Genomic DNA, 25,657 nt, shown 5'->3' with positions numbered 1-25,657 from the left:
ACAAGCCATGCACTGCCCCACCTGCTCGAGCCCCCTCCCCGACGGCGCCATGTTCTGCGGCCAGTGCGGGCGCGCGATCTCGAGCGCCGACTGGGCGGCCTTCCGCCGCGAGCGGGAGAGCCGAGAGGAAGGCCTCGCTGAGCCGGTCTCGTCCGCTCCGGCTGGCGGCTCCGCGCCCGGGACTGCGCGCGAGAACGTGGACGTGGATGCCGACGAGAGTGCTGCTGCCGACGCGGACGCTGGTGCTGCCTGGTCGCTCCGCCGACCTCCTGCCGCGGCCGTCCCCGCGGGCACCCCGTGGTGGGTGGCCGACGGATCCGCCGAGCCGACCGGAGAGAGGGCCGTCGAGCAGGATCCCGACGAGCGAGCCCATCCGGAGGCCGCTCCGGAGCCTGCTGCCGACGACACCCCCGACGAGGAGACGATCGCTTCGGTGCGAGCTGCGGCTCCTGCGCCGACCGCACCTCCGGCCGTGCCGACCGCACCTCCGGCCGCGGCCGAGGCCCCTGCCCTCCGTCCGCCGGGAGCCTTCTCCGGCACCGGCACCGGGACCGGCCGACCGACGTCGGTGCCGCTGTGGACGGCCTCGCTGACGCCCATCACCGACTCCGAGCGGGAGGCCGATGCGGCCGAGCGGGAGGCGGATGCCGTCGAGCCAGAGACCTCGAAGCCAGAGACCGCCGAGGCGTCGACAGCGGCGCCCCTGGCAGTACCGGACGCAGACGCAGACGCAGACACAGACGCAGACGCTCGCGCCGCCGACGCCGCCAGCCCCGTCGAGCAGGCAGAGCCCCAGCCCGGCGACACGAACGTGATCCCGCCGCTGGTCGCTCCGGGTGCCGTCCTGTCCGACGGACGTCTCCACTGCACCGTGTGTGGCGCCCCGCTCGCCGACGACGACATCTTCTGCGGAGAGTGCGGCACGGTCGTGCAGTCCGTGGCCCAGTCGTTCACCGGACCGATCACTCCGATCCTGACCGGGGTCGTCCCTCCGCAGGGGGCTCCGGCAGCATCGACGACGACGACGTCGGCAGACGGGCAGGATGACGCGTCGAACACCGGGAGCGCCGAGACCGAGGAGGATCCTGCGCCCGCCGTCTCCACCCCGCGCCCCGCACCCCTCGCGCCCACGCCGGTCGTGGCCGAGCCGGCGCTGCCGCCGTTCGTCGCGGAGCCCGAGAAGCCGAAGGTCAAGAGGCGCCGTCTCTTCGGGCGCCGCGCCGCCCCGGAGGCTCCGAAGCTGTGGTCGGCGCCCTCGGCGACCGACGCGGACTCGGCGGATGCGCGCCCCGAAGCCTCGAGCGCCCAGGGTCCCGTGCCGCCGATGCCGCCCTCGGACGAGAGTGCACCCGAGCCGGCCGCGAGCAGCGGCGCCTCGGCCGCCGCCCCGCCCGTGCGAGCCGATCAGGTTCCCGTGCCGTCCGTCGACGAGCACCCCGAGCCGGCGGCACCCCGTCCCCTCGCGGCGACTCCCGTCGAGGCCGAGGCGGAGAGGGCCGATCCGGTCGTCGCTCCGCTGCCACCGGCGCCGGTCGTCGACCGCCCTGCCGCCCCGTGGGCGATCAACCTCGGCGCCCCGGCCGACGACGTCGAGAGCACCCGCATCGTCCGCCGGCAGCCCCTCGGGGAGCCCTTCGTCCTGCAGTTCAGCACGGGCGAGAGCTTCACCGTGCAGGGCACCGGCCTCGTAGGCCGGGCTCCGACGCCGCAGCCCGGGGAGGCCATCGACCTCCTGGTGAGGATCGTCGACCCGGGCCGCTCGGTGTCGAAGACGCACCTGGAGTTCGGCCAGGACGACGGCCTCCTCTGGGTGTCCGACCGCTGGTCGGGCAACGGGTCGGTCGTCCGTCCTCCCTCGGAGCAGGCGCGACGCGTCGAGCCCGGCAAGCGGGTCCGGGTGCCGCGCGGGTCGCGCGTCGAGATCGGCGAGCAGTTCTTCATCGTCAACTGACGCTCCTCCCCAGGCGCGCGGAGGCGTCCGTTCGTCCACAGGTCGGCTCGGCCCGGTCGCCACGCGCGACCGGGGCGGCTGAGATGGAGGCATGCACTTCCCCCTCCACCGTCCGGTCCCTCCTGTCCCGAGTCGTCGCCCCGTCTGGCTGAGGGGCACCTCCGCGCGCCGCTTCGGGCGCGACACCGCCGAGTTCGAGGCCGACCTCCGAGCGGCCCTCGAGTCGGAGCGGCGCGAGCTCCAGCGCGAGGTCGACCGGCTCCTCTCGGACGGCGCACTCGTCGTCGCGCGCGGCGCGGTCGACAGCGGTGTCCGCGTGGCGGGGGAGCGCGACATTCGCCGCCACGAGCGCCTGCCGCTCGTGGTCCGGCCTCCGGCGACGATCCGCGTCCTCGGCCCGCGCGCCCTCACCGACGTCGTGCTCGACGGACTGCTGCGCCGCGCGATGCGGCGGCTCCCACCCGACCGACTCGCGGTCGACGAGCGCAGGATCGACTCCGGTCGCCTCGTCACGGTCCGCTCGCGCTCCCGCGCGCTCTGGCTCCTGGCATCCTGCCGGGCAGAGGGGGCTCCCGTCGTCGGGGCCCTCACCGAGCTGTGGTTCGCGCCGGACGGGTCGGCACAGCTCCGGTCCGCGTCGCACACCGGCGACCGGTGGATCCCCGTCGAGCCGGCCCTCGACTGATGGGGGCTCGGCCCTGGCGCCGCTGGTCGAGACGGCGCCGACGGTCGTCAGGCGACCAGCCCGGCTCCCGCCGAGATTCCGCCGACGAGGACGCCGCCCCCGGTGATCCGCTCGAGCGTCCGGTCGAGAACCCGGTCGGCCGCCTCGCGCTCCACGACGCCCTCGTCCACGAGCAGGTGGAGCGCCGCCAGCGTGCCCGCCCGGATGTTGCCGTCGAGCACCTTCACGGCCACCGCGACGCCGTCGGTCGTCCCCATCACCATGACGCCCTCGGCGCCGAGCTTCGCCAGGAGGCCGAGCTCCTCGATGGTGACCGTGTTGGCACGCCCGTGGCCGTCGAGGGCCCACGGGTCGGCGAGGACCGCGCGGACGAGGTGCCCGGCGTCGGCGTCCTCGTCGGTCGAGGCGGAGCCGGTCAGGCGCGCGATCCCGCGAGCGAGACCGCGGAGGGTCACCGCGAACACCGGGGCGCCGCACCCGTCGACGCCCGTCTGGTCGATGTCCTCACCGACGTGCTCGGCGACCGTCGACCGCGCGGCCCGCTGCAGCGGGTGGTCGAAATCGTCGTACGTCGCGTGGTCCCAGCCGTTCTCGGCGCACGCCAGGAGGAACGCCGCGTGCTTGCCGCTGCAGTTCATTGTGATCCGGCGCTTCTCCACGGCTCGACGGGCGGTCTCCCGGTCGAAGGGCCAGTCGGGCGGGCAGAGGAGGTCGTCCTCCGTCCGGTCGATCCTCGCGAGCATGGCGCGGACGACGCCCTGGTGCTCGGCAGTTCCGGCGTGACTAGCGGTCGCCAGGACGGCCTGCACGCCGTCCAGCCGGACGCCGGAGCGCAGGACGGTGAGCGCCTGGAAGGGCTTGAGGCACGAGCGCGGGTAGATCGAGGCGGCCACGTCGCCGACCGACCGGAGGAGGGCGCCGTCCGGGCCGACGACCGCTGCCGCGCCCATGTGGCGGCTCTCGGCCATGCCGGAGCGGGTGAGCACCGCGAGCTCGACCGAGCCGTCGACCTCCAGCGGGTGTCGGGTCGTTCCAGAGAGAGGGGCCTGCGGCTGGTCGTTCACATGGGGGAGTGTAACGATTGGACGACCGTTCGCCCCACCACCGACAGGGAGCCGCCCCATGTTCGACCACCACTACGCCCTTCGCACGGTCTGGACGGGAGCCCGGGGCCGCGGCACGGTCGACTACCGCTCGTACGGCCGCGACCACGTGCTCTCGGTCGAGGGCAAGAGCGACATCCTCGGCTCCGCCGACCGGCCGTTCCGCGGCGACGCCGACCGCTGGAACCCCGAGGAGATGCTGCTCGGGGCCCTCTCGCAGTGCCACCTCCTGAGCTACCTCTACGTCTGCTCCGACGCCGGAGTGGTCGTCACGGCCTACGAGGACGACGCGGTCGGCACCATGGTCCAGACGGGCGACGGCGGCGGTCACTTCACCGGAGTGATCCTGCGGCCGCGAGTGACCGTCGCCGACGAGTCGATGCGCGAGCGGGCGCTGGCTCTCCACAGCGACGCCTCCGCGAAGTGCTTCATCGCCTCGTCGGTCAACTTCCCCGTCGAGCACGAGCCGACGGTCCTGGTCGTGGAGGCCGGCGTCCAGCAACCGGCCTGATTCGTCGGCGACACTGGGAGCGCCCTGCCCCCGATCCGGAAGTCCTCGATGCGCCGACCTCTCTCCCTCGCGTCCCTCGCTCTCGTCCCGCTGCTCGCGGTCGCCCTCGCAGGATGCACGTCCGGCTCGTCCGACGGCGAGAGCACCCCGTCGGCCACGTCCACCTCGGGCGCAGCGTCCTGCTCGGCTCCCGCGGCGGGCGCCAAGTCGAAGGCCGTCTCGGTGTCCGGAGCCCTCGACGCGGAGCCGGTGGTGACGTTCACCAAGGGCCTCACCGTCACGAAGACCGAGCGGTCCACGGCGATCCAGGGCTCCGGCAGGAAGGCCGTCGACGGCACCCTCCTCGACGTGGCCTTCACCATCTACGACGCCGAGACCGGCAAGAAGGTCACCAGCGCGGGCTACAAGGGCATGGACGCCGCCCAGTTCACGGTGAGCGACAAGCTCTACCTGCCCGGGCTCGTGAAGGCGATGCGGTGCGCTCCCATCGGCTCGCGCACCGTCACAGTCGCCGACGCGTCCGACATGTTCGGGAGCAACGGCTCCGAGTCGTTCGGTGTCGCCTCGGGCGACGACCTCGTGATCGTGCTCGACCTGCTGGCACCGGTCCCGACCAAGGCGACCGGCACGCCGGTGGCGCCGAAGTCGGGCTTCCCGGCGGTGAAGCTCGCGAGCGACGGCAAGCCCACGATCACGATCCCCGACGAGACCGCGCCGAAGACGTTCCAGCTCGAGGTCCTGAAGAAGGGCTCGGGAGCGAGGATCGCGGCAGGCGGCTCGGTGACCGTCCAGTACCAGGGCACGCTGTGGCGGACCGGCGAGGTCTTCGACCAGAGCTGGGGCTCCGGCCCCACGACGTTCTCCACCGACAAGGTCGTCGCCGGCTTCAAGAAGGCGCTCGTCGGGCAGACCGTCGGCTCGCAGGTCGTCGCGATCCTGCCGCCCGCCGACGGCTACGGCACCGCGGGCAACGACACCGCGGGGATCAAGGGCACCGACACGCTGGTCTTCGTGATCGACATCCTCGCCACGAGCTGACCCGACGGGCCGTGACGCTAGCCTGACACCATGCGACGCATCACCGTTCTCGGTTCCACCGGCTCCATCGGCGTGCAGGCCCTCGACGTGATCGAGAAGAACCCCGACCTGTTCACCGTCGTCGGTCTGTCCGCAGGCTCGAACGCCGACCTCCTCGGCGAGCAGGCGGCGCGCTTCTCCGTGGAGCACACGGCCCTCGGCACCGACGAGTCGGTCGCCCTGGTGCGCGACGTCGAGACCGACGTCGTGTTGAACGGCATCACCGGCTCCGTCGGGCTCGGCCCGACCCTCGCGGCGCTCGAATCGGGTGCGACCCTCGCGCTGGCCAACAAGGAGAGCCTGATCGTCGGCGGCGACCTGGTGAAGCAGCGCGTCTCGCCCGGGCAGCTCGTCCCGGTCGACTCGGAGCACTCCGCGATCGCCCAGGCGCTCCGCTCGGGCACCGCCTCGGAGGTCCGTCGCCTGGTTCTCACGGCATCCGGGGGCCCGTTCCGCGGGCGCGCCAGGGAGTCGCTCCGAGACGTCACCCCGCGCGAGGCCCTCGCGCACCCGACCTGGGACATGGGCCTCGTCGTCACCACCAACTCGTCGACCCTGGTCAACAAGGGCCTCGAGGTGATCGAGGCGCACCTGCTCTTCGACATCGACTACGAGCGGATCGAGGTGACCGTCCACCCGCAGTCGATCGTTCACTCCATGGTCGAGTTCGTCGACGGGTCGACGATCGCGCAGGCGTCCCCGCCCGACATGCGGCTCCCCATCTCGCTCGGGCTGTCCTGGCCCGATCGCGTCCCGGGCGTCGGCGTGCCGCTCGACTGGACGACGTCGCAGACCTGGACCTTCGAGCCCCTCGACGGCGAGGCCTTCCCGTCCGTCGCCCTCGCCAAGGAGGTCGGGGCCGCCGGGTCGACCTACCCCGCCGTCTTCAATGCGGCGAACGAGCAGGCCGTGCTCGCCTTCCACGCGGGCAGGATCGGGTACCTCGACATCCTCGACACCATCCGCGCCGTCGTCGACGCCCACTCGCCGGGCTCCGACGCGCTCACCCTCGAGGGCGTGCTCGAGGCCGAGCGCTGGGCGCGGGCCGAGGCCGACCGGCTGCTGGCCGGCTGACCCGGGCCGTCAACACCCCGAAGCGCCCGCTTCCATCCCGTTCACTGACTCGGTCCCGTACTGTGACGACGTGGAAACCGTCCTGCTCTATCTCCTGGGCATCCTGATCGTCGTCGTCGGTCTGGTGCTGTCGATCGGCCTGCACGAGATCGGTCACCTCGTCCCGGCGAAGGCGTTCGGCGTCAAGGTCGGCCAGTACATGATCGGCTTCGGGCCGACGATCTTCTCGCGGAAGAAGGGCGAGACCGAGTACGGCGTCAAGGCGATCCCGCTCGGCGGCTACATCTCGATGTCGGGCATGTTCCCCCCGCAGAAAACAGCCGAGGTCGCGGAGGACGCCGTCGGCGGTCGCGTCAGCGCGGGGCGCACGGCCACGACCGGGATGTTCCAGACGCTCGTCCAGGACGCGCGCACCGCCAGCGCCGAGACCGTCGACGAGGGGGAGGAGCAGCGCACCTTCTACCGTCTCGCCGTCCCGAAGCGCGTCGTCATCATGCTCGGCGGCCCGGTCATGAACCTCCTCATCGCGATCGTCCTGTTCGGCGTCGTCCTCTGCGGCTTCGGCGTCCAGCAGGCGACGACGACGGTCGGCAGCGTCTCGGAGTGCGTCCTCCCCGCCGGCTCCACCTCGACCACCTGCCCGGCCGGGGCGACGCAGTCCCCGGGAGCCGCCGCCGGCCTCCAGCCTCGCGACGAGATCGTCTCGATCGACGGCACGAGGGTCTCCAGCTGGGACCAGTCGACCGCGATCATCCAGAAGTCGGCCGGCGAGAAGCTCGACGTCGTCGTCCTGCGCGGCCACCAGCGCCTCACCCTGGAGGTCACCCCGCTCCTGACCAAGCGGTACGTCACCGACGCCGCCGGGAACATCGTCACCGACTCGTCCGGAACGAGAGCGACCGAGGAGGTCGGCTTCGTCGGCATCGGCTCGGCGTACGCGCGGGTCCAGCAGCCGGTCTCCGCGGTCCTGCCCGCCGTCGGTTCGAACGTCGCCAGCGTCGCGACCCTCATCTGGCACCTGCCCGAGCGGCTCGTCGGGGTCGCCCAGGCGGCCTTCGGCGGAGGGACCCGCGATGCGAACGGTCCCGTGAGCGTCGTCGGCGTCGGCAGGATGGCGGGGGAGGTCGCCACCCTGAACTCCGTCCCCGTCCTCGACCGTGCCGGCTACCTGGTGGGTCTCCTCGCGTCGCTCAACGTCGCGCTGTTCGTCTTCAACCTGATCCCGCTGATGCCCCTCGACGGCGGTCACGTGGCCGGCGCGGTCATCGAGGGCGTGCGGCGCTTCGTCGCGAGGCTCCTCGGCAGGCCCGATCCGGGGCCGGTCGACACGGCCAAGGTCATCCCGCTGACCTTCGTCGTCGTGACAGTGCTGGGCGCCATGAGCCTGCTGCTTATCTACGCCGACATCGTCAACCCCGTCAAGGTGGGCTGAACGAGACGGTCTGCTGAACAACGGCTGAGGCCGTGACGCGAGTCACCCTGCATCCAGCAGCTGAGGCTTACGATGAGCACGTGCCTGCAGTCAATCTCGGAATGCCCAGAATCCCCGAAACCCTTGCTCCGCGTCGCAAGTCGCGTCAGATCAAGGTCGGCAAGGTGCTCGTCGGCGGTGACGCTCCCGTCAGCGTCCAGTCGATGTGCACGACCCCCACGACGAACATCAACGCGACCCTCCAGCAGATCGCCGAGCTCACCGCCTCGGGCTGCGACATCGTCCGCGTCGCCGTGCCGAGCCGCGACGACGCCGAGGCGCTGCCGATCATCGCCAAGAAGAGCAACATCCCGGTGATCGCCGACATCCACTTCCAGCCCAACTACGTCTACGCCGCGATCGACGCCGGCTGCGCCGCGGTGCGGGTCAACCCGGGCAACATCCGCAAGTTCGACGACCAGGTCGGCAAGATCGCGGCGGCCGCCAAGGCCGCGGGCGTCTCGATCAGGATCGGCGTCAACGCCGGCTCCCTCGAGCCGAGCCTCATGCAGAAGTACGGCAAGGCAACGCCCGAGGCGCTCGTCGAGAGCGCGGTCTGGGAGGCCAGCCTCTTCGAGGAGCACGACTTCCACGACTTCAAGATCTCGGTCAAGCACAACGACCCCGTCGTCATGGTCAAGGCCTACCGGCTGCTCGCCGAGCGCGGCGACTGGCCGCTCCACCTCGGCGTGACCGAGGCGGGCCCCGCGTTCCAGGGCACGATCAAGAGCGCGACCGCCTTCGGCATCCTGCTCTCCGAGGGCATCGGCGACACCATCCGCGTCTCGCTGAGCGCGCCGCCGGCCGAGGAGGTCAAGGTGGGGCTCCAGATCCTGCAGTCGCTCAACCTGCGCGAGCGCAAGCTCGAGATCGTCTCCTGCCCGAGCTGCGGCCGCGCCCAGGTCGACGTCTACAAGCTCGCCAACGACGTGACCGACGGCCTCGAGGGCATGACCGTGCCGCTCCGCGTCGCCGTCATGGGCTGCGTCGTGAACGGCCCGGGCGAGGCGCGCGACGCCGACCTCGGTGTCGCGTCCGGCAACGGCAAGGGTCAGATCTTCGTCAAGGGCGAGGTCATCGCGACCGTCCCCGAAGACCAGATCGTCGAGACGCTCATCCGCGAGGCCAACCGTCTCGCCGACGAGATGCCCCCCGGCGAGGTCGGCTCGCCCGAGGTCGTCACCGCCTAGGCTTACCGAGTGACCGACACCACCGCCACGGCGGCACCCGAGGCCGCGGGGCCGACGCCCATCTCGTCCGACGAGCTCCAGCGCGCCGGCGAGATCGTCGGTCGGGTGTCGGCGGCGTTCCAGGCGAAGGTGGTCGGTCAGTCGGGCCTCCGAGAGTCCCTGCTCGTGGCGCTCCTCACGGGCGGTCACGTGCTGCTCGAGAGCGTCCCGGGGCTGGCGAAGACGACGGCCGCCCAGACCCTCGCCCAGGCCGTCGACGCGAGCTTCCGGCGAATCCAGTGCACGCCCGACCTCCTGCCGAGCGACATCACGGGCACCCAGATCTACGACGCCCAGTCGTCGACGTTCGTGACGCAGCTGGGCCCGGTCCACTCCAACTTCGTGCTCCTCGACGAGATCAACCGCTCCAGTGCCAAGACCCAGAGCGCGATGCTCGAGGCGATGCAGGAGCGCCAGACCTCCATCGGCGGGACGGTCTACCGGCTGCCCGAGCCCTTCCTCGTCCTGGCCACTCAGAACCCCATCGAGCAGGAGGGCACCTACCAGCTGCCCGAGGCGCAGCTCGACCGGTTCCTCCTGAAAGAGATCCTCGACTACCCCTCGCCCGCCGAGGAGGCCGAGATCATCCGGCGCATCGAGTCGGGCGTCTACGACGAGGCCGTCGACTCCGCAGCCACGGGCGTGCACCTCGACGACGTCCGTCACCTGCAGAGCCTTGTCAAGCGCGTCTACATCGACCAGTCGATCGTCAACTACATCGTCCAGGTGATCTACGTCACGAGGCACCCGCAGCAGTACATCCCGGGCACCCTCGCCGACTACATCCAGTTCGGGGCCAGCCCGCGCGCGAGCATCGCGTTCACGCAGGCGGCCCGGGCCCTGGCGATCCTGAACGGGCGCGACTACGTCATCCCCGACGACGTCAAGCACGTCCGGCACGCCGTACTGCGCCACCGGCTGATCCTCGGGTACGAGGCGGCCGCCGACGAGGTCCGGCCCGAGACCATCATCGACGCCGTCTTCGCCGCCGTCCAGACCCCCTGATCACGTGGCGGGCCTCCTCCTCCGGGTGAAGACGAAGATGAGCATCTTCGCCCACCGCCGCACCCTCGACCTCCTCGAGGGGGGCTACGCCTCGGTCCACCGGGGCCGGAGCCACGACTTCGACGACCTCCGCGCCTACGTGCCGGGCGACGAGGTCAAGGACATCGACTGGAAGGCCACCGCGCGCCAGGGCGAGCCGCTCGTCAAGCGGTACATCGCCGCCCGACGGCACAACCTCGTCCTCCTCGTCGACACCGGACGCAACATGGCCGCCACCGCCGAGAGCGGCGAGAGCAAGAAGGACGTCGCGATCATGGCGGCGGGCGCCCTCGCCTCCATCGCGACGCAGCACGGCGACCAGGTCTCCCTCGTCGTCGGCGACGAGGGCGGGACGAGGCGCCTCCCGCCCGGCCAGCGAGACGAGCACCTCGAGCGCCTCCTCCGAGTCGTCGACGAGCGGATCGGGCTCGACGCTCCGCGGAGCGACGTGACCGGCCTCCTCGAGACGGTCGCCCGGCACCTCACCATCCGGTCGCTGCTCCTCGTCGTCACCGACGACGTGCGGCTGACCGACGAGCACATGCGCCTCCTCCGACGCCTCCGCGCGCGGCACGAGGTGATCTGGCTCACGATCGGCGACGCCGACCTGATGCGGCAGAGCGACAGCCGGAGCACCGTCTACGACGTGCAGGAGCTCGCCGCCCTGCCGGCGTACGTCCGATCGAACCGCGCCCTCCGCGGGTTGTTCGAGCAGGCGGCGACGCAGACGGTCGTCGACAGCGAGCGGGAGCTCCGCCAGCTGGGCGTCACGAGCCACCGCATCGGAAGCCAGGCCGACGTCGTGCCGGGCCTCTTCGCCCTCCTCGAGAAGCAGCGCCGTGCTGAGCGATAGGGGCTTCTTCGGCCCGGCGCAGTACGAGCGATTCGTCCTCTACCTCGTCGCGGGCGTCCTGCTGCTGGCGCTGGTCGCGGCGTGGTACGTCTTCGTGGTCCGCTTCTCGCGCTCCCGGCTGCCGAGGCCGGTGGTCGCCAGGATCCCGCGGGTCGACCTGGGTGCGCTCCGCACAAAGTACGCGGCCATGATCGACGAGGTCGACGCGGCCTACGCGTCCGGACGGCTGGGGGAGCGGGCGGTCCACTCGCGGCTCAGCCTGCTGCTGCGGTTCTTCGCGTTCGAGGCGTCCGGCGTCGACGCCCAAGTGATGACGCTCTCCGACCTCCGCGCGACCAGCCTGCCCCAGGTGACCACGGCGGTCGAGGAGTACTACCCGCCCGCCTTCCGCCTGGAGCACCCGGGCGATCCGCAGGCCGCGGTCCGCCGAGCGCGCGAGGTGGTGCTGTCGTGGAGCTGACACTCTGGTGGATGCCGCTGGCCGCCCTCGGGGCCGTCCTCGTCGGGGCCTGGCTCTACATCGTCTGGCGCCGCCGCACGCGGGTCCGGCTGCAGCGCGACGGCGTGCCCGTGGCCCACAGCGAGCGGCTCACCGAGCTGCCCGAGTACCGGCGCGTCCTGCGCCGCTACCGGGTCCTGCTCGCGGGCGTCCTCGTGACGGTCGTGGTGGCGGCGGGTGCAGGCGTCGTCGTGGCCTCTCGGGTGTCGGCCGTCGAGGTCGTCCAGCCGCAGTCGTACAAGCGCGACATCATGCTGTGCCTCGACGTGTCCGGGTCGATGACGGACGTCGATGCGAAGATCGTCGACACCTTCGCCTCGCTCGCCAAGGGCCTCCACGGCGAGCGGATCGGCCTCACCGTCTTCGACAGCTCGGCGGTCCAGGTCTTCCCGCTGACCGACGACTACGACTACGTGCGCGAGGAACTGACCAGCTACCGCGACTCGTTCCGGTCGCAGGGCGAGAGCGGCGTGCGGTACTGGACCGGGACCGACCTCGGTGAGGGGGCGTCCCTGATCGGCGACGGCCTCTCTTCCTGCGTTCTCGGCTTCGACGGCGACACGTCGAGCACGAGGCCGAAGTCGATCGTGCTGGCCACCGACAACTACGTCAACGGCAGCCCGATCTTCACGCTCAAGCAGGCCGGCGCCCTCGCCGAGAAGCGCGATGTGCGCGTCTACGCCGTCGACCCGGTCGACTACAGCGCCGAGGGCACGCCCGACTCGGTGGCGAGCGAGCTGAAGACCGCCGTCGACGCGACGGGCGGGGGCTTCTACGGGCTCTCGAGCACCGACACGGTTCCCGACATCGTCTCCAGGATCGACCAGCAGGAGGCCGGCCTCTTCACCGGGGCGAAGCGGCTCGTGGTGAGCGATCATCCCGCCCCCTTCGTCATCGCGGCCCTCCTGGCGCTCCTCGCGGGCCTCGGCCTCCTCTGGCGGGTGCGACTGTGAGGGGCCTCGTCTGGCAGCCGGTCGTGCCCGTGCCGCTCCTCGTCGTGATCGCGGTGGCGGCCTCGGCCTTCGTGCTCTGGCGCATCGTCGCCGAGCGCCGGAGCCGGTCACTCCTGACCGCCTGGATCCGCCGCGCGCTGGTCGTGGCCCTGCTGCTCCTGATGGTGGCGCGGCCGGGGATCCCCGGCGGCACGGCGAAGGCGTCCGTGGCCGAGCTCAACGTCTTCTTCGTGGTCGACACGACCTCGAGCTCTGCGGCGGAGGACTGGGACGGCGACCAGCCGCGCCTCGTCGGCATGCGCTCCGACATCGAGAGGATCACCGAGGACCTCGCCGGGGCCCGCTTCTCGCTCATCTCGTTCGACTCGACAGCGATCCAGCGCGTGCCTCTCACGGAAGACGCGTCGGCCGTCGTGTCGGCGGCCACGGTCATGCGCCAGGAGGTCACGTACTACTCGCACGGGAGCACGATCTCCGAGGCCAGCTCGCTCCTCGAGAGCCGCCTCGCCGCGGCGCGCAAGAGCGACCCGCAGCGCGCCGACGTCGTCTACTACCTGGGCGACGGCGAGCAGACGGCCGACAGCGCGCCCGGCTCGTTCGAGGCGTCGAAGAACGACACCTCGGGCGGTGGCGTCCTCGGCTACGGGACGGCGGCCGGCGGCCGCATGAAGGAGTTCGACGGCTACGGCGACCAGTACTCGAAGAACCGCTACATCAAAGACAAGACGCGGGCAGGATCGCCGGACGCCGTCTCGCGCATCGACGAGAAGAACCTCGAGGCGATCGCCTCCCAGCTCGGCGTCCCGTACCTCCACCGCGACGCCGGTGGGGCGCTCTCGTCGGTCGTCGACGACGAGAAGGCCGGCAGGATCACCACCGAGTCCGGCAGCACGGCCAGCACGCGCGACCTCACCTGGATCCTGGCCATCCCGTTCTTCCTCCTGCTCCTCGTCGACATCGCGCTCGTCGTCCGGGCCCTCGCGGACGTCCGGCCGGAGGGCCGCCTCCTCGTCCGCCGACCGTCTGCGCGCGCCGGGGGTGTCCGCCGATGAGCACGACCCTGCTGCCCCCGGTCGCACCGCCGCCGCCGCCCGACGACCCGGACGCCGGGGCCGAGCGGCTCGAGCAGGTCGAGCCCGAGGTCGCCGCCTACCGGCGAGCCCTCCGGAGGCGCCTGCTCGCGTGGTCGGTCGTCCCCGTCCTCCTGGTCGTCCTCGTCGCTCTCAAGCTCCTGAGCATGCCCGTGTTCGCCGGCCTGTCGCAGGCGGCCTACGACTCCGGCGACTACGACAGGAGCGTCGCGGCCGCGGACGGCCTCGGAGTCGCAGACGTCTTCGAGCCGTGGGTGCGGCACTTCGACCGCGGGACGGGCCTCGCCCGCATCGGCGTCCTCGACGAGTCCCGCCGCGAGCTCGAGAGCGCCCTCTCGCTGGTGCCCGCCGACCACGTCGCGGCATCCTGCATGGTCCGCACCGACCTCTCGCTGGTCGTCGAGCAGCAGGGCGACAGCGCGGTCCTCGACGGCACGTTCGACCGCGCCGCGGCCTTCTACCAGCACGCGCTGGCGCTCATCCGCGCGGCGCCGGCAGGGTGCTTCGACACGCCCGGCACGACCGACGACCCGGCCTCGAAGAAGCTGCTCGACGACGAGAAGGCCCGGCTCCAGCAGAAGCAGCAGCAGGCGCAGCAGCAGGCGGGCGGCGACCAGAGCAAGGGGCAGGGCGGCACGGACCAGGGCGGGCAGGGCTCGTCGGGCGACGGCTCGCCGGGCTCCGGGAAGGACGACGGCAGCCAGGGCGACGGCGGGTCGGGCAGCCAGAGCGGGGGGTCTGGCGGACAGGGCGGGTCGTCCGAAGACCCGCTGAAGCAGCTGCAGCAGAAAGACGGCGACGCACAGAAGCAGCAGCAGCAGAACAACGACCGCAACCGCTACTTCGACCAGAATCCCCAGCAGTACTCGGGCAGGCCCTGGTGAGAGACCGGGCGGCGCGCCGCCGATAGGGTGGAGGGGTGTCCACACGTCTCTCTCAGCTCTTCGTCCGCACCCTCCGTGAAGACCCCTCCGACGCCGAGGTGACCAGCCACCGGCTGCTCGTCCGTGCGGGCTACATCCGCCGCCAGGCGCCGGGCGTGTTCGCCTGGCTGCCGCTCGGCCTCCGGGTGAAGGCGAAGATCGAGGCGATCATCCGCGAGGAGATGGCCGCAGCCGGCGCGCAGGAGGTCCATTTCCCGGCGCTCCTGCCCCGCGAGCCCTACGAGGCGACCGGCCGCTGGACCGAGTACGGCGAGGGCATGTTCCGCCTGCAGGACCGCAAGGGCGCCGATTACCTCCTGGCACCCACCCACGAAGAGGCCTTCACCCTCCTCGTCAAAGACCTGTACTCCTCGTACAAAGACCTCCCGCTCACCCTGTTCCAGATCCAGGACAAGTACCGCGACGAGGCGCGCCCCCGCGCCGGACTCCTGCGCGGCCGGGAGTTCACGATGAAGGACGCCTACTCGTTCGACGCCTCCGACGCCGGGCTCGACGCCAGCTACCAGCTCCAGCGCGACGCCTACGAGCGGATCTTCGCCCGCCTGGGCCTCCCGTACGTCATCGTCAAGGCCGACGCCGGCGCCATGGGCGGGTCGAAGAGCGAGGAGTTCCTCCACCCGATGGAGGCCGGCGAAGACACCTTCGTGCGCTCGGCCGGCGGCTACGCGGCGAACGTCGAGGCGTTCACCACGGTCGTCCCCGACGAGATCCCGCTCGACGGCCTCCCCGAGGCGACCCCGCTGGAGCCCCACGACACCCCGACGATCGAGACGCTCGTCGCGTACCTCAACGCGTCCGAGCCCCGCGACGCGGGGGAGTGGACCGGCGGCGACACGCTGAAGAACGTCATCCTGGCGCTCCGGCACCTCGACGGCACCCGCGAGGTCGTCGCAGTGGGTCTCCCGGGCGACCGCGACGTCGACATGAAGCGCCTCGAGGTGGCCTTCTACCCCGCCGAGGTCGAGGCGGCCGGCGAGGGCGACTTCGCGAAGAACCCCCTCCTCGTGAAGGGCTACATCGGGCCGCAGATCCTCGGCTCCGAGTCCGAGACCGGCATCCGCTACTACGTCGACCCCCGCGTCGTGTCGGGCTCGTCGTGGGTCACCGGCGCGAACACGCAGGGCGTTCACGTCAAGGGCCTCGTGATGGGTCGCGACTTCACCGCCGACGGCGTCTACGAGGTCGCCCAGGTGCGCGAGGGCGATCCTGCGCCCGACGGGTCCGGCCCCATCGAGACCGCGCGAGGCATGGAGATCGGCCACGTGTTCCAGCTCGGCCGCAAGTACGCCGAGATCCTCGGGCTCAAGGTGCTCGACGAGAACGGCAAGCAGGTCACCGTGACGATGGGCTCGTACGGTATCGGCGTCACCCGCATCCTCGCGGTCATCGCCGAGTCGAACAACGACGAGAAGGGCCTCGTCTGGCCCGCGAATGTCGCACCCTTCGACGTGCACGTCGTCGCCACCGGCAAAGACGCCGTCGTCTACGAGGTCGCCGAGGAGCTCGTCTCGGCTCTCGAGGGCGCGCGCCTCGACGTCCTCTTCGACGACCGCCCCAAGGTCTCGCCCGGCGTCAAGTTCGGCGACGCCGAGCTGCTCGGCGTCCCGAAGATCGTCATCGTCGGCCGCAGCGCCGCCGAGGGCGTCGTCGAGCTCTGGGACCGCGCGACGGGCGAGCGCACCCCCGTCCCCATCGCCGAGGCGGTGGCCTCGCTGACCGCTCCGGTGTCGTAGAAGCGGGTAGGATGTTCTCTGCTGTTGCGGCCACCGCCCGACAGCATCAATTCTTGAATATGGAGGCCCTCAGTGGACATCGACCTGAGCGTGCTTCGCCTCATGGAGCGCGAGCGCGAGATCCCCTTCGACGAACTCGTGCAGATCATCGAGCAGGCAATCCTCACGGCCTACCTGAAGTCGCTGCCGTCTGACGACGGCTCCGACGGACACGGTGACAAGCCCCAGGGCGACAAGTCGCACGGCGACAAGCCGCACGGCGACAAGCCCGGTGCCCGCGTCGAACCGAGTGCCCGCGTCGAGCTCGACCGCAAGACCGGGCACGTCTCGGTCTACTCGATCGAGCGCGACGACGAGGGCGCGGTGGTCGGCGAGGTCGTCGAGACCCCCGACGACTTCGGCAGGATCGCCGCGTTCGCCGCGAAGCAGGTCATCAACCAGCGGCTGCGCGACATCGGCGACGACAAGGTCCTCGGGCAGTTCAAGGGGCGCGAGGGCGAGATCGTCGCCGGCGTCATCCAGCAGGGTCCGAACCCGCGGATGGTGCACGTCGACCTCGGCTCGTTCGAGGCGATCCTGCCCCCTGAAGAGCAGGTGCCGGGCGAGAACTACGCTCACGGAACCCGCATCCGCGTGTACGTCACCAGTGTCTCGAAGGGCCTCAAGGGCCCGAGCGTCACCGTGTCGCGCACGCACCCCAGCCTCGTCCGGAAGCTCTTCGCGCTCGAGGTCCCCGAGATCGCCTCCGGCGTCGTCGAGATCGTGTCGCTCGCCCGCGAGGCCGGGCACCGCACCAAGATCGCGGTCCGCGCGACCGAGCCCGGCGTGAACGCGAAGGGCGCCTGCATCGGCGAGCTGGGTCAGCGCGTCCGCGCCGTCACGGCGGAGCTCAACAACGAGAAGATCGACATCGTCGACTACTCGCCCGACCTGCCGACCTTCGTCGCCAGTGCGCTGTCGCCCGCCAAGGTGTCGAGCGCGTTCGTCATCGACGCGGCGACCAAGGCCGTGCGCGCGCTCGTCCCCGACTACCAGCTGTCGCTCGCCATCGGCAAGGAGGGGCAGAACGCCCGCCTCGCCGCCAAGCTGACCGGCGCGCGCATCGACATCCAGCCCGACTCCATCCTCGAAGACGACTGATCCGCGGTCCGCCGCGGGGCGCGCTCCGGCGTGTTCACTCGTGGCGCTCTCGTGGCATCCCCGTCGAAGGAGTACAGTGGAACCTGTCAGAACGTGCATCGGCACTCGAGCGCGCGCTGCCCGGTCCTCTCTTCTGAGGGTCACGGTCTCCGATGGCCGCGTCGTGGTTGATCCTGCGGCTGTGGCTCCGGGGCGAGGCGCGTGGTTGACACCGACGATGCAGGCCTACGAATCGGCCGTGCGACGCAAAGCCTTCCGCAGAGCGCTCCGCCTCGATCGAGACCCTGACACCAGCGAGCTGCTGCAGTACCTGCAGGAGCGCGAACACCCCCTCCCGTGACCGCCTTCGAGAGAAGACGACTGTCGCGATCCCCGTACCAGGGCGAGAACCGCCCGGTACTCAACCCAAAGGCTGAATTGCTTATGGACAACTAATGAGCACCTCGAAATGAGTTGCGTCCAGCATTGATGGCTTCCTCCTGATCCCGGGTGGAGGCCCCAGACAGGAGAACAGTGGCAAAACCACGCGTACACGAGATCGCAAGCGAGCTCGGTATCGAATCGAAGACCGCACTCGAGAAGCTGAAAGAGATGGGCGAGTTCGTCAAGGGCCCGTCGTCCAGCATCGAGCCCCCGGTCGCACGCAAGCTCCGCGCTGCCTTCGCCGACCAGGCGAAGACGGCTGCGGCCCCGGCGAAGGCCCCGGCTGCCAAGGCTCAGGCCCCGGCGTCCAGCGGTCCGCGCCCCGGCGCCCCGCGCCCCGCAGCGCCCACCCCGGCGCCTGCTCCCCAGGCGAAGGCCGCTCCGGCGCCCGCCGCTCCGGTCGAGGCCGCTCCCGCGGCCGACTCGGGCGACGCCCCGGTCGCACCCGCCGCACCGCTGACCGTCGCTGAGCGCCAGGCCCAGGCCGAGGCTCAGCGCAACGCCCCGAAGGCCACCGGCGACTCGCCGGCCGCCCCCGCCGGCGCCCCGCGCCCCGGCGGTCCCCGTCCCGGCGCCCCGCGTCCGGGCAACAACCCCTACAGCTCCAACCAGGGCATGGGCCGCCCGACGGCTCCCCGCCCCGGTGGCTCCGGCGCTGCCGCAGCAGGCATGCCCCGTCCCGGTGGGGCCGCTGGCCCGCGCCCGCAGGCTCCGCGTCCGGGCTCGCCCCGTCCCGGTGCTCCTCGCCCCGGCGGCCCCGCTCGTCCGGGCGGCTTCGGCCAGCGTCCGGCCGGTGCCGGCGGTCGTCCCGGCGGCGGCGGATTCCAGCGCCCCGGTGGCGCCGGTGCCGGCGCCGGTGCTCCCGGCGGCTTCCGCCCCGGCTTCACCAGCCCCCGCCCCGCAGGCGGCGGCGGTCGTGGACGCGGCCCCGGCGGCGGCACGGCAGGTGCGTTCGGCCGCGGTGGCGGCAAGAGCAAGGCACGCAAGTCGAAGCGGACGAAGAGGGCCGAATTCGAGATGCGGCAGGCGCCGTCGCTCGGTGGCGTCAGCGTCCCGCGCGGCGACGGCACGACCATCGTCCGTCTGCGTCGCGGAGCCTCGATCTCCGACTTCGCCGACAAGATCGACGCGAGCCCCGGCAACCTTGTGACCGTGCTGTTCCACCTCGGTGAGATGGCCACGGCGACCGAGTCGCTCGACGAGGCCACCTTCGAGGTCCTCGGCGAGGAGCTCGGCTACCGCATCCTGGTCGTCAGCCCCGAAGACGAAGACAAGGAGCTCCTCGAGGGCTTCGACATCGACCTCGAGCAGGAGCTCGAAGACGAAGACGAGTCGGTCCTCGAGATCCGTCCTCCCGTCGTCACGGTCATGGGTCACGTCGACCACGGAAAGACTCGACTCCTCGACGCGATCCGCAACGCGAACGTCGTCGCGGGCGAGGCCGGCGGCATCACGCAGCACATCGGTGCGTACCAGGTCTGGGCTCCCCACGAGGGCGTCGAGCGCGCCATCACCTTCATCGACACACCGGGTCACGAGGCGTTCACCGCCATGCGTGCCCGCGGTGCTCAGGTCACCGACATCGCGATCCTCGTGGTCGCGGCCGACGACGGCATCATGCCGCAGACGGTGGAGGCCCTGAACCACGCCCAGGCGGCGAACGTGCCGATCGTGGTCGCGGTCAACAAGATCGACAAGGAGGGTGCGAACCCGGCCAAGGTGCGTCAGCAGCTGACCGAGTACGGCCTGGTCGCCGAGGAGTACGGCGGGGACGTCATGTTCGTCGATGTGTCGGCCCGCGACAACAAGAACATCGACAAGCTGCTCGAGGCCGTCCTCCTCACGGCCGACGCCGGTCTCGACCTGCGTGCGAACCCCGACAAGGACGCCCGCGGTGTCGCGATCGAGGCTCGTCTCGACAAGGGGCGCGGTGCTGTTGCGACCGTGCTCATCCAGTCGGGCACGCTCCGCGTCGGAGACGCCATCGTCGCCGGAACGGCCTACGGCCGCGTCCGGGCGATGATGGACGAGAACGGCGACGCCGTCGACGAGGCCTACCCCTCGCGTCCGGTCCTGGTGCAGGGCCTCTCGAGCGTCCCGCGAGCCGGCGACACCTTCCTCGTCACCGAAGAAGACCGCACGGCCCGTCAGATCGCCGAGAAGCGCGAAGCCGTCGAGCGCAATGCCCAGCTGGCCAAGGCCCGCAAGCGCATCTCGCTCGAAGACTTCACCCGCGCACTCGAAGAGGGCAAGGTCGAAGCGCTCAACATCATCATCAAGGGTGACGTCTCGGGTGCTGTCGAGGCCCTCGAGGAGTCGCTGCTCAAGATCGAGGTCGACGACAGCGTCCAGCTGCGCATCATCCACCGCGGAGTCGGTGCCGTCACGGAGAGCGACGTCAACCTGGCGACGGTCGACAACGCGGTCATCATCGGGTTCAACGTGCGTCCCGATACGAAGGCCCGCGAGCGTGCTGCTCGCGAGGGTGTCGACGTGCGCTTCTACTCGGTCATCTACGCGGCGATCGAGGACATCGAGAACTCGCTCAAGGGCATGCTCAAGCCCGAGTTCGAAGAGGTCCAGTCGGGTGTCGCCGAGATCCGCGAGATCTTCCGGTCCTCCAAGGTCGGGAACATCGCGGGTGTCATCGTCCGCTCCGGAACGATCACGCGCAACGCCAAGGCGCGCGTCATCCGCGACGGTGTGGTGGTCGGCGACAACCTCGCCATCGACTCGCTGCGCCGCTTCAAGGACGACGTCACCGAGGTCCGCACCGACTTCGAAGCCGGTATCGGCCTCGGCAAGTTCAACGACATCCAGGTCGGCGACGAGATCGAGACGATCGAGATGGTCGAGAAGCCGCGCGCCTAGCGACGCGAGCCGAATGGCCCCGCAGGATCCCCGGATCCTGCGGGGCCTTCTCCCACGAAAGGACACACCATGGTCGACGCCCAGCGCGCCAGCAAGATGGCCGACCGCATCCAGGAGATCGTCGCCCGACGCCTGGAGCGCGGAATCAAAGACCCGCGGGTCGGCTTCGTCACGATCACCGATGTGAAGGTGACGGGCGACCTGCAGCACGCCTCGATCTTCTACACGGTCTACGGCTCCGACGAGGAGCGAGCCGACACGGCTGCGGCTCTCAAGTCGGCGACCGGCATGTTCCGGACCGAGGTCGGCAAGAACATCACGGCCCGGCTCACGCCGTCGCTCGAGTTCATCGCCGACGGCATCCCCGAGAACGCGGCCGCGATCGACAAGCTCCTGCAGGAGGCTCGCCAGCGCGACGCCGAGAGCGCGAGCCTGGCCTCTCAGGCCGAGTACGCCGGCGAGGCCGACCCGTACGTGAAGCCGCGCGACCTCTCCGACGAGGAGTCCGACGTGGCCGACTACGACCTCGACGATCCGGCGGGCGGCTCCGAGGAGCCCGACGGGGGCACCCGCTAGCGGGAGTCGCCCGAGCCCGCTCGGCTCGAGTCACGCGAGACGGCCCCTCACACGCACTTCGCTGCGTGCGACGGGCCGTCTTTCGTGTCGGTGGCGTCGGCCAGCGTCCGCCGCCCCCGCCGCGGGGCTACTCCGGCAGCTTGTAGCCCTCGTCGCCCGATCCGGTCACGAGGCCGTCGCGCAGGAGGCTGGCGAGTGCCCGGTCGCGCTGCACCGCCTCGGGCCAGACCGCCTCGAGCTCGGTCGCGGTCAGGGGGATGTCGCTGGCGCGCAGATCGCGCAGGATCAGCCCGCGCACCTGCCGGTCCGATCCCTCGTACTTCTTCTGCGTGCGCGCCTTCGGCCCGTCGTGCTCCGGCCGGCCGCGGAGCACCCACGCGCACGCGTCGGCGAGCGGGCAGATGTCGCAGCGGGGTGCGCGGGCGACGCAGACGAGGGCGCCGAGCTCCATGGCGCCGGCGTTGGTGTCGCGGGCGTCCTGGAGGTCGACCGGCAGCTGCGCCTCCATCAACGGGAGGTCGCGCCGGGCATTCGGCGCCCACGGCTCGGCGAGTCCCTCGACCGCTCGGGCGAGGACCCGCCGCACGTTCGTGTCGACGACGGGCACCCGGAGTCCGAAGGCGAAGGCGGCGATGGCCCGGGCGGTGTAGTCGCCGATGCCGGGGAGCGCGAGCAGGGCGTCGACGTCGGAGGGCACCTCGCCGGAGTGGTGCTCGGTGATCGCGACGGCGCAGGCGTGCAGGTTGAGGGCCCGGCGCGGGTAGCCGAGGCGGTCCCAGGCCCGGACGGCGTCGGACGGAGGGCAGGAGGCGAGGTCGGCGGGCGTCGGCCACCGCTCCAGCCACTCGGCCAGGCGCGGGATCACCCGCGCGACGGGCGTCTGCTGCAGCATGAACTCGCTGACCAGAGTGCCCCACGGCGTGAAGCCGGGGCGCCGCCACGGCAGATCGCGGGCGTTCTCCCGGAACCACGGCACGACCAGGGGGGAGATTGTCACCCGTCGAGCCTAGGGTGTGGAGCATGAGCACGTGGGCACCGGAGAAGAACGACACCGTCAGGGCACTGGCGACCGAGATCCTGCACAACTACTCCCGGGGCCGGGCGTTCGTCGCGGTCGACGGGCGAGACGCCGCGGCGGCGGCGCGGTTCGCCGACGACCTGGCGGAGTCCCTCCGCCAGGAGGGGCACGCGGCGTTCCGGGCGTCCCTCGGCGGCTTCGACGAGAGCGCGTTCCGGCGCGAGCTCGTCGAGCCGTTCCGCGGCGGCGGCGACGCGACCTGGCTGCCGGCGGCTCCTAGGGAGCACGGCGACGAGACGGCCCGCGTGGCCGGGCCCGCCGACGCGATCCTGCTCGTCGACCGGTCGCTCGTCGGCCGTCGAGGGCTCGCCGGCCTCTGGAACTACGCGGTCTGGGTCGAGAGCGGCGACGCCGCCGACCGCAGCCCGGAGGAGCGCGGGCGGTCGACCGCGGTCATCGACAACAGCGACCCCGAGCACCCGCGCCGCCTCTTCGACGACGCCTGCTGAGAGCCGACCAGACGACCGACCACACGATCGATCAGACGGCCGAGCAGACGGCGTCGAGCGACCGCGCTCCGGGCCGATCGTCCCCGCCGGTAAGCTCGTGGCCGTGAACAGCGGCATCCTCCTCGTCGACAAGCCGCAGGGCATCACGAGCCACGACGTCGTCTCGCGCGTCCGGCGCGCTGCAGGCACGAAGAAGGTCGGCCACGCGGGCACGCTCGACCCCATGGCGACGGGGCTGCTCGTCACGGGCATCAACTCGTCGACGAGGCTCCTCACGTTCCTGGTGGGCCTCGACAAGACGTACGAGGCGACCATCCGGCTCGGGGTGTCGACGACGAGCGACGACGCCGACGGCGAGGTCGTGGAGCGGACCGACGCCTCCGCTGTCGACGACCCGGGCATCCTGCGGGGCATCGAGCAGCTCTCGGGGGACATCGATCAGGTGCCGACGACGGTCAGCGCCATCAAGGTCGACGGCAGGCGCGCCTACGACCTCGCCCGCGAGGGCACGAAGGTCGAGCTGAAGGCGCGCCCGGTCACCGTGTCGCGGTTCGACCTGCTCGCCCGCCGGGACGCGATGGCAGACGGCCTCCCGGTCGTCGACCTCGACGTCGTCGTCGACTGCACGTCGGGCACCTACATCCGCGCTCTGGCTCGCGATCTCGGCCGGGGGCTCGGCGTGGGCGGCCACCTGACCGCCCTCCGCCGCACCCGGATCGGCCCGTTCGACCTCCGAGACGCCGCCGTCCTCGACGGCCTCGAGGTCGCGCCGCGCCTCCTGCCGCCCGCCGACGTCGCCCGACGGCTCTTCGACGTCCTCGAGCTGACGCCCGAGCAGACGATCGACCTCGGCCACGGCAAGAAGCTCCGGGTCGACCGGCCCGACAGCACGGCGCCGATCGCCGCGATCACGCCCGCGGGGCTCCTCGCCGGGCTGGTCTCCGTCTCGCACGGCGTCGTGCGTCCGATCGTCAACTTCCCGACAGACGAGGTCTCATCGTGATCGAGTGGTTCACCTGGGTGCAGTTCGGCATCGGCACGGCCGTGGCCCTGTTCTGCATCATCCTCGGGATCGCCCGGCGCATCCCCAACGACTACACGGTCGGCGCGATCGCCGTCGTCGAGCTGCTGCTGCTCGTGCAGCTGGTCGTGGCGATCGTCGCACCCTTCGCGGGCAACCCCGCGTCGGGCAACGTGCTCGAGTTCTACATCTACCTGGTCGTGGCCCTCCTCCTGCCGCCCCTGGCGGTCGTCTGGGCGCTGGTCGACCGGAGCCGGTGGAGCAACATCGTGCTCGGCGCCGGGGCCTTCGCGGTCGCCGTGATGGTCGTGCGGATGCTCCAGATCTGGACGGCCGTCGTCACCTGAGGGTCAGCCGTCTGCGGCCGCGCGTCCTGGGCCATATCCTTGGGGTGATGGTTCAGCAGAAGTCAACACGAGCGGTCGGCGCAGGCCGCGTCCTGATCGCGGTCTACGCGATCCTCGCCCTGGCGGCGACCGGGCGCTCGGTCTTCCAGATCGCCACCCAGTTCCAGCAGGCGCCCCTCGCCTACGCCCTCAGCGGCCTCTCCGCCGTCGTCTACATCATGGCCACCATCGCGCTGATCATGCGCGGCCGTCGCTGGTACGCGATCGCCTGGGCCACCATCAGCTTCGAGCTCGTCGGAGTCCTCTTCGTCGGGCTGATGTCGATCATCGACCCGGGCGTGTTCGTCCCCAGCGCGAAGTACGCCCACTCCGACCACTCCACGGTCTGGACCTACTTCGGCATCGGGTACGGCTTCGTCCCGCTCGTCCTGCCGGTCCTCGGCATCCTCTGGCTGCGTCACACGCGACCCCAGGTCGAGGCCGAGCGCCGGGCGGCCGACACCGGGGAGACCGTCGCCGACGAGCCGGCCGCGGGCGTCTGATCCCGATGGACTTCTTCACCGACCCCGCCGCCGTGCCCCGGGGGTTCGGCCCCTCGGCGGTCACGATCGGCAAGTTCGACGGGGTGCACCTCGGTCACCGCGCGGTCATCCGCGAGCTCGAGGCGGTCGCCCGCGATCGCGACCTCGTGTCGGCGGTCGTCACGTTCGACCGCCACCCGCTCACCGTCGTCCGGCCCGACCGCGTGCCTCGGGCGCTCACGAGCAACCGCCAGAAGCGCGAGCTGCTCGAGCAGACCGGCGTCGAGGCGACGCTGATGCTGACCTTCGACGAGCACCTGCGCGAGCTCACTCCGGAGGAGTTCGTCGACACGATCCTGGTCGGCGCGCTTCAGGCGGAGGTCGTCCTCGTGGGCTCCGACTTCCGCTTCGGCTGGGGCGGCCGCGGCACGGTCGACACCCTCCGCGAGCTCGGCCGGTCGCGCGGGTTCGACGTCGACCTCATCCCCGACGTCCGTCCGGGCGACGGCGCCAGGCGCGTCTCGTCCAGCTGGATCCGCGAGCTCCTCGACCGCGGCGACATCCGAGAGGCGGCGTTCCTGCTCGGCCGGCAGCCGGTGGTCCGCGGCGTGATCGTGCACGGCGAGCAGCGCGGCCGCGAGCTGGGCTTCCCGACCGCGAACCTCGAGCCGCGCAGCGAGGGGTTCGTCCCTGCCGACGGCGTCTACGCCGCCCGCGTCACGATCGGCGGCACGGTCTACGACGCCGCGGTCTCGGTGGGCAACAACCCGACCTTCGAGGGCGTCCCCGAGAAGCAGGTCGAGGCGCACCTGCTCGACGTCACCCTCGACCTCTACGGCCAGGAGGCGACGGTGTCGTTCATCGACTGGGTGCGCGGAAACCAGAAGTTCGACGGCCTCGACCCGCTGATCCGGCAGATCGCGGCCGATGTCGACCAGATCCGAGAGCTGCTCGCGAGCACTCGCTGAGGCGTGTCGGGGCTTGTCCGGCTGTGAGACCGTGACCTGCTCGGC

25 protein-coding genes are annotated in these 25,657 nt (G+C 71.3%); 23 read left to right on the top strand and 2 right to left on the bottom strand.

Features of this window, described 5'->3' with window-relative positions; translation table 11 throughout:
* Positions 1–7 precede the first annotated feature (7 nt).
* Both ABD733_RS03275 and ABD733_RS03270 read left to right on the top strand, forming a co-directional pair.
* A complete protein-coding gene (locus ABD733_RS03275) occupies positions 8–1,951 on the top strand; it encodes a zinc-ribbon domain-containing protein (protein WP_344793599.1) in 1,944 nt (647 codons plus the stop codon).
* 91 nt (positions 1,952–2,042) lie between these two features.
* Positions 2,043–2,636 carry a hypothetical protein gene (locus ABD733_RS03270; RefSeq protein WP_344793598.1) on the top strand — a complete coding sequence of 198 codons (594 nt, stop codon included), beginning with the start codon at positions 2,043–2,045 and terminating at the stop codon, positions 2,634–2,636.
* A gap of 47 nt (positions 2,637–2,683) precedes the next feature.
* Here the strand turns inward: ABD733_RS03270 and ABD733_RS03265 are convergent, their stop codons facing one another.
* Positions 2,684–3,700 carry an asparaginase gene (locus tag ABD733_RS03265; RefSeq protein ID WP_344793597.1) on the bottom strand — a complete coding sequence of 339 codons (1,017 nt, stop codon included), beginning with the start codon at positions 3,698–3,700 and terminating at the stop codon, positions 2,684–2,686.
* A gap of 58 nt (positions 3,701–3,758) precedes the next feature.
* Here ABD733_RS03265 and ABD733_RS03260 point away from each other — a divergent pair, with 58 nt between their 5' ends.
* From ABD733_RS03260 to rbfA, 16 genes are all read left to right on the top strand, one after another.
* Positions 3,759–4,250 carry an OsmC family protein gene (locus ABD733_RS03260; protein WP_344793596.1) on the top strand — a complete coding sequence of 164 codons (492 nt, stop codon included), beginning with the start codon at positions 3,759–3,761 and terminating at the stop codon, positions 4,248–4,250.
* Between the two features lie 48 nt (positions 4,251–4,298).
* Positions 4,299–5,288: an FKBP-type peptidyl-prolyl cis-trans isomerase gene (locus ABD733_RS03255; protein WP_344793595.1), complete on the top strand. Its 990-nt coding sequence runs from the start codon at positions 4,299–4,301 to the stop codon at positions 5,286–5,288.
* A 30-nt stretch (positions 5,289–5,318) separates the two neighbouring features.
* The gene (locus ABD733_RS03250) at positions 5,319–6,401 is read left to right on the top strand and encodes a 1-deoxy-D-xylulose-5-phosphate reductoisomerase (protein WP_344793594.1); all 1,083 of its coding nucleotides are present in this window, start codon (positions 5,319–5,321) and stop codon (positions 6,399–6,401) included.
* Between the two features lie 70 nt (positions 6,402–6,471).
* Complete coding sequence (locus ABD733_RS03245) at positions 6,472–7,833, top strand: M50 family metallopeptidase (protein ID WP_344793593.1); 1,362 nt, start codon at positions 6,472–6,474, stop codon at positions 7,831–7,833.
* Positions 7,834–7,913: 80 nt separating this feature from the next.
* Positions 7,914–9,062, top strand: a complete 1,149-nt coding sequence (ispG, locus tag ABD733_RS03240) for a flavodoxin-dependent (E)-4-hydroxy-3-methylbut-2-enyl-diphosphate synthase (protein ID WP_344793592.1) — start codon at positions 7,914–7,916, stop codon at positions 9,060–9,062.
* A 9-nt stretch (positions 9,063–9,071) separates the two neighbouring features.
* Positions 9,072–10,106 (top strand): AAA family ATPase, encoded by a 1,035-nt coding sequence (locus tag ABD733_RS03235; protein WP_425552853.1) that lies wholly within the window; start codon positions 9,072–9,074, stop codon positions 10,104–10,106.
* Between the two features lie 4 nt (positions 10,107–10,110).
* A complete protein-coding gene (locus ABD733_RS03230; RefSeq protein WP_344793591.1) occupies positions 10,111–10,998 on the top strand; it encodes a DUF58 domain-containing protein in 888 nt (295 codons plus the stop codon).
* Positions 10,985–11,458, top strand: a complete 474-nt coding sequence (locus ABD733_RS03225) for a hypothetical protein (RefSeq protein WP_344793590.1) — start codon at positions 10,985–10,987, stop codon at positions 11,456–11,458. The genes ABD733_RS03230 and ABD733_RS03225 overlap by 14 nt, the downstream gene beginning before the upstream one ends.
* Positions 11,449–12,450 carry a vWA domain-containing protein gene (locus ABD733_RS03220; RefSeq protein WP_344793589.1) on the top strand — a complete coding sequence of 334 codons (1,002 nt, stop codon included), beginning with the start codon at positions 11,449–11,451 and terminating at the stop codon, positions 12,448–12,450. Before ABD733_RS03225 ends, ABD733_RS03220 begins: the two co-directional genes overlap by 10 nt.
* The gene (locus tag ABD733_RS03215) at positions 12,447–13,502 is read left to right on the top strand and encodes a VWA domain-containing protein (RefSeq protein WP_344793588.1); all 1,056 of its coding nucleotides are present in this window, start codon (positions 12,447–12,449) and stop codon (positions 13,500–13,502) included. Before ABD733_RS03220 ends, ABD733_RS03215 begins: the two co-directional genes overlap by 4 nt.
* Positions 13,499–14,425, top strand: coding sequence for a hypothetical protein (locus ABD733_RS03210; RefSeq protein ID WP_344793587.1), 927 nt, complete (start codon positions 13,499–13,501; stop codon positions 14,423–14,425). Before ABD733_RS03215 ends, ABD733_RS03210 begins: the two co-directional genes overlap by 4 nt.
* A 35-nt stretch (positions 14,426–14,460) precedes the next feature.
* Positions 14,461–16,218 carry a proline--tRNA ligase gene (locus tag ABD733_RS03205; RefSeq protein ID WP_344793586.1) on the top strand — a complete coding sequence of 586 codons (1,758 nt, stop codon included), beginning with the start codon at positions 14,461–14,463 and terminating at the stop codon, positions 16,216–16,218.
* Positions 16,219–16,290: 72 nt separating this feature from the next.
* On the top strand, positions 16,291–17,358 hold the full coding sequence (gene nusA, locus ABD733_RS03200) for a transcription termination factor NusA (RefSeq protein WP_344793585.1): 1,068 nt from the start codon (positions 16,291–16,293) through the stop codon (positions 17,356–17,358).
* A gap of 40 nt (positions 17,359–17,398) precedes the next feature.
* The gene (locus ABD733_RS03195) at positions 17,399–17,698 is read left to right on the top strand and encodes a YlxR family protein (RefSeq protein WP_344793584.1); all 300 of its coding nucleotides are present in this window, start codon (positions 17,399–17,401) and stop codon (positions 17,696–17,698) included.
* A gap of 173 nt (positions 17,699–17,871) precedes the next feature.
* Entirely contained in the window at positions 17,872–20,652 is a 2,781-nt protein-coding gene (gene infB, locus ABD733_RS03190; protein ID WP_344793583.1) for a translation initiation factor IF-2, read from the top strand.
* A gap of 69 nt (positions 20,653–20,721) precedes the next feature.
* The gene (gene rbfA, locus ABD733_RS03185) at positions 20,722–21,228 is read left to right on the top strand and encodes a 30S ribosome-binding factor RbfA (RefSeq protein WP_344793582.1); all 507 of its coding nucleotides are present in this window, start codon (positions 20,722–20,724) and stop codon (positions 21,226–21,228) included.
* A 127-nt stretch (positions 21,229–21,355) separates the two neighbouring features.
* Here the strand turns inward: rbfA and ABD733_RS03180 are convergent, their stop codons facing one another.
* Positions 21,356–22,225 carry an HhH-GPD family protein gene (locus tag ABD733_RS03180; protein WP_344793581.1) on the bottom strand — a complete coding sequence of 290 codons (870 nt, stop codon included), beginning with the start codon at positions 22,223–22,225 and terminating at the stop codon, positions 21,356–21,358.
* A gap of 23 nt (positions 22,226–22,248) precedes the next feature.
* On the opposite strand from ABD733_RS03180, the gene ABD733_RS03175 reads away from it, so the two are divergent.
* From ABD733_RS03175 to ABD733_RS03155, 5 genes are all read left to right on the top strand, one after another.
* Entirely contained in the window at positions 22,249–22,755 is a 507-nt protein-coding gene (locus ABD733_RS03175; protein ID WP_344793580.1) for a nucleoside/nucleotide kinase family protein, read from the top strand.
* A 103-nt stretch (positions 22,756–22,858) separates the two neighbouring features.
* A complete protein-coding gene (truB, locus tag ABD733_RS03170; protein ID WP_425552852.1) occupies positions 22,859–23,758 on the top strand; it encodes a tRNA pseudouridine(55) synthase TruB in 900 nt (299 codons plus the stop codon).
* Positions 23,755–24,123, top strand: coding sequence for a hypothetical protein (locus ABD733_RS03165; RefSeq protein ID WP_344793578.1), 369 nt, complete (start codon positions 23,755–23,757; stop codon positions 24,121–24,123). The genes truB and ABD733_RS03165 overlap by 4 nt, the downstream gene beginning before the upstream one ends.
* Positions 24,124–24,170: 47 nt before the next feature.
* On the top strand, positions 24,171–24,665 hold the full coding sequence (locus ABD733_RS03160; protein ID WP_344793577.1) for a hypothetical protein: 495 nt from the start codon (positions 24,171–24,173) through the stop codon (positions 24,663–24,665).
* A 5-nt stretch (positions 24,666–24,670) separates the two neighbouring features.
* The gene (locus ABD733_RS03155) at positions 24,671–25,612 is read left to right on the top strand and encodes a bifunctional riboflavin kinase/FAD synthetase (protein WP_344793576.1); all 942 of its coding nucleotides are present in this window, start codon (positions 24,671–24,673) and stop codon (positions 25,610–25,612) included.
* Positions 25,613–25,657 lie beyond the last annotated feature (45 nt).

The sequence above is a fragment of the Frondihabitans peucedani genome (assembly GCF_039537585.1).
Classification (GTDB): Bacteria; Actinomycetota; Actinomycetes; order Actinomycetales; family Microbacteriaceae; genus Frondihabitans; species Frondihabitans peucedani.
The sequence above is the reverse complement of the archived record's forward strand: the minus strand, read 5'-3'. Positions and strand labels throughout refer to the sequence as shown.

Excerpts from the sequence above, each read along its gene's own strand:
- ABD733_RS03175 (WP_344793580.1), top strand. The coding sequence starts at position 22,249 with ATGAGCACGTGGGCACCGGAGAAGAACGACACCGTCAGGGCACTGGCG.
- ABD733_RS03260 (WP_344793596.1), top strand. The coding sequence starts at position 3,759 with ATGTTCGACCACCACTACGCCCTTCGCACGGTCTGGACGGGAGCCCGG.
- ABD733_RS03255 (WP_344793595.1), top strand. The coding sequence starts at position 4,299 with ATGCGCCGACCTCTCTCCCTCGCGTCCCTCGCTCTCGTCCCGCTGCTC.
- ABD733_RS03160 (WP_344793577.1), top strand. The coding sequence starts at position 24,171 with ATGGTTCAGCAGAAGTCAACACGAGCGGTCGGCGCAGGCCGCGTCCTG.
- rbfA (WP_344793582.1), top strand. The coding sequence starts at position 20,722 with ATGGTCGACGCCCAGCGCGCCAGCAAGATGGCCGACCGCATCCAGGAG.
- ABD733_RS03275 (WP_344793599.1), top strand. The coding sequence starts at position 8 with ATGCACTGCCCCACCTGCTCGAGCCCCCTCCCCGACGGCGCCATGTTC.
- ABD733_RS03270 (WP_344793598.1), top strand. The coding sequence starts at position 2,043 with ATGCACTTCCCCCTCCACCGTCCGGTCCCTCCTGTCCCGAGTCGTCGC.
- ABD733_RS03210 (WP_344793587.1), top strand. The coding sequence starts at position 13,499 with ATGAGCACGACCCTGCTGCCCCCGGTCGCACCGCCGCCGCCGCCCGAC.
- ABD733_RS03155 (WP_344793576.1), top strand. The coding sequence starts at position 24,671 with ATGGACTTCTTCACCGACCCCGCCGCCGTGCCCCGGGGGTTCGGCCCC.
- ABD733_RS03250 (WP_344793594.1), top strand. The coding sequence starts at position 5,319 with ATGCGACGCATCACCGTTCTCGGTTCCACCGGCTCCATCGGCGTGCAG.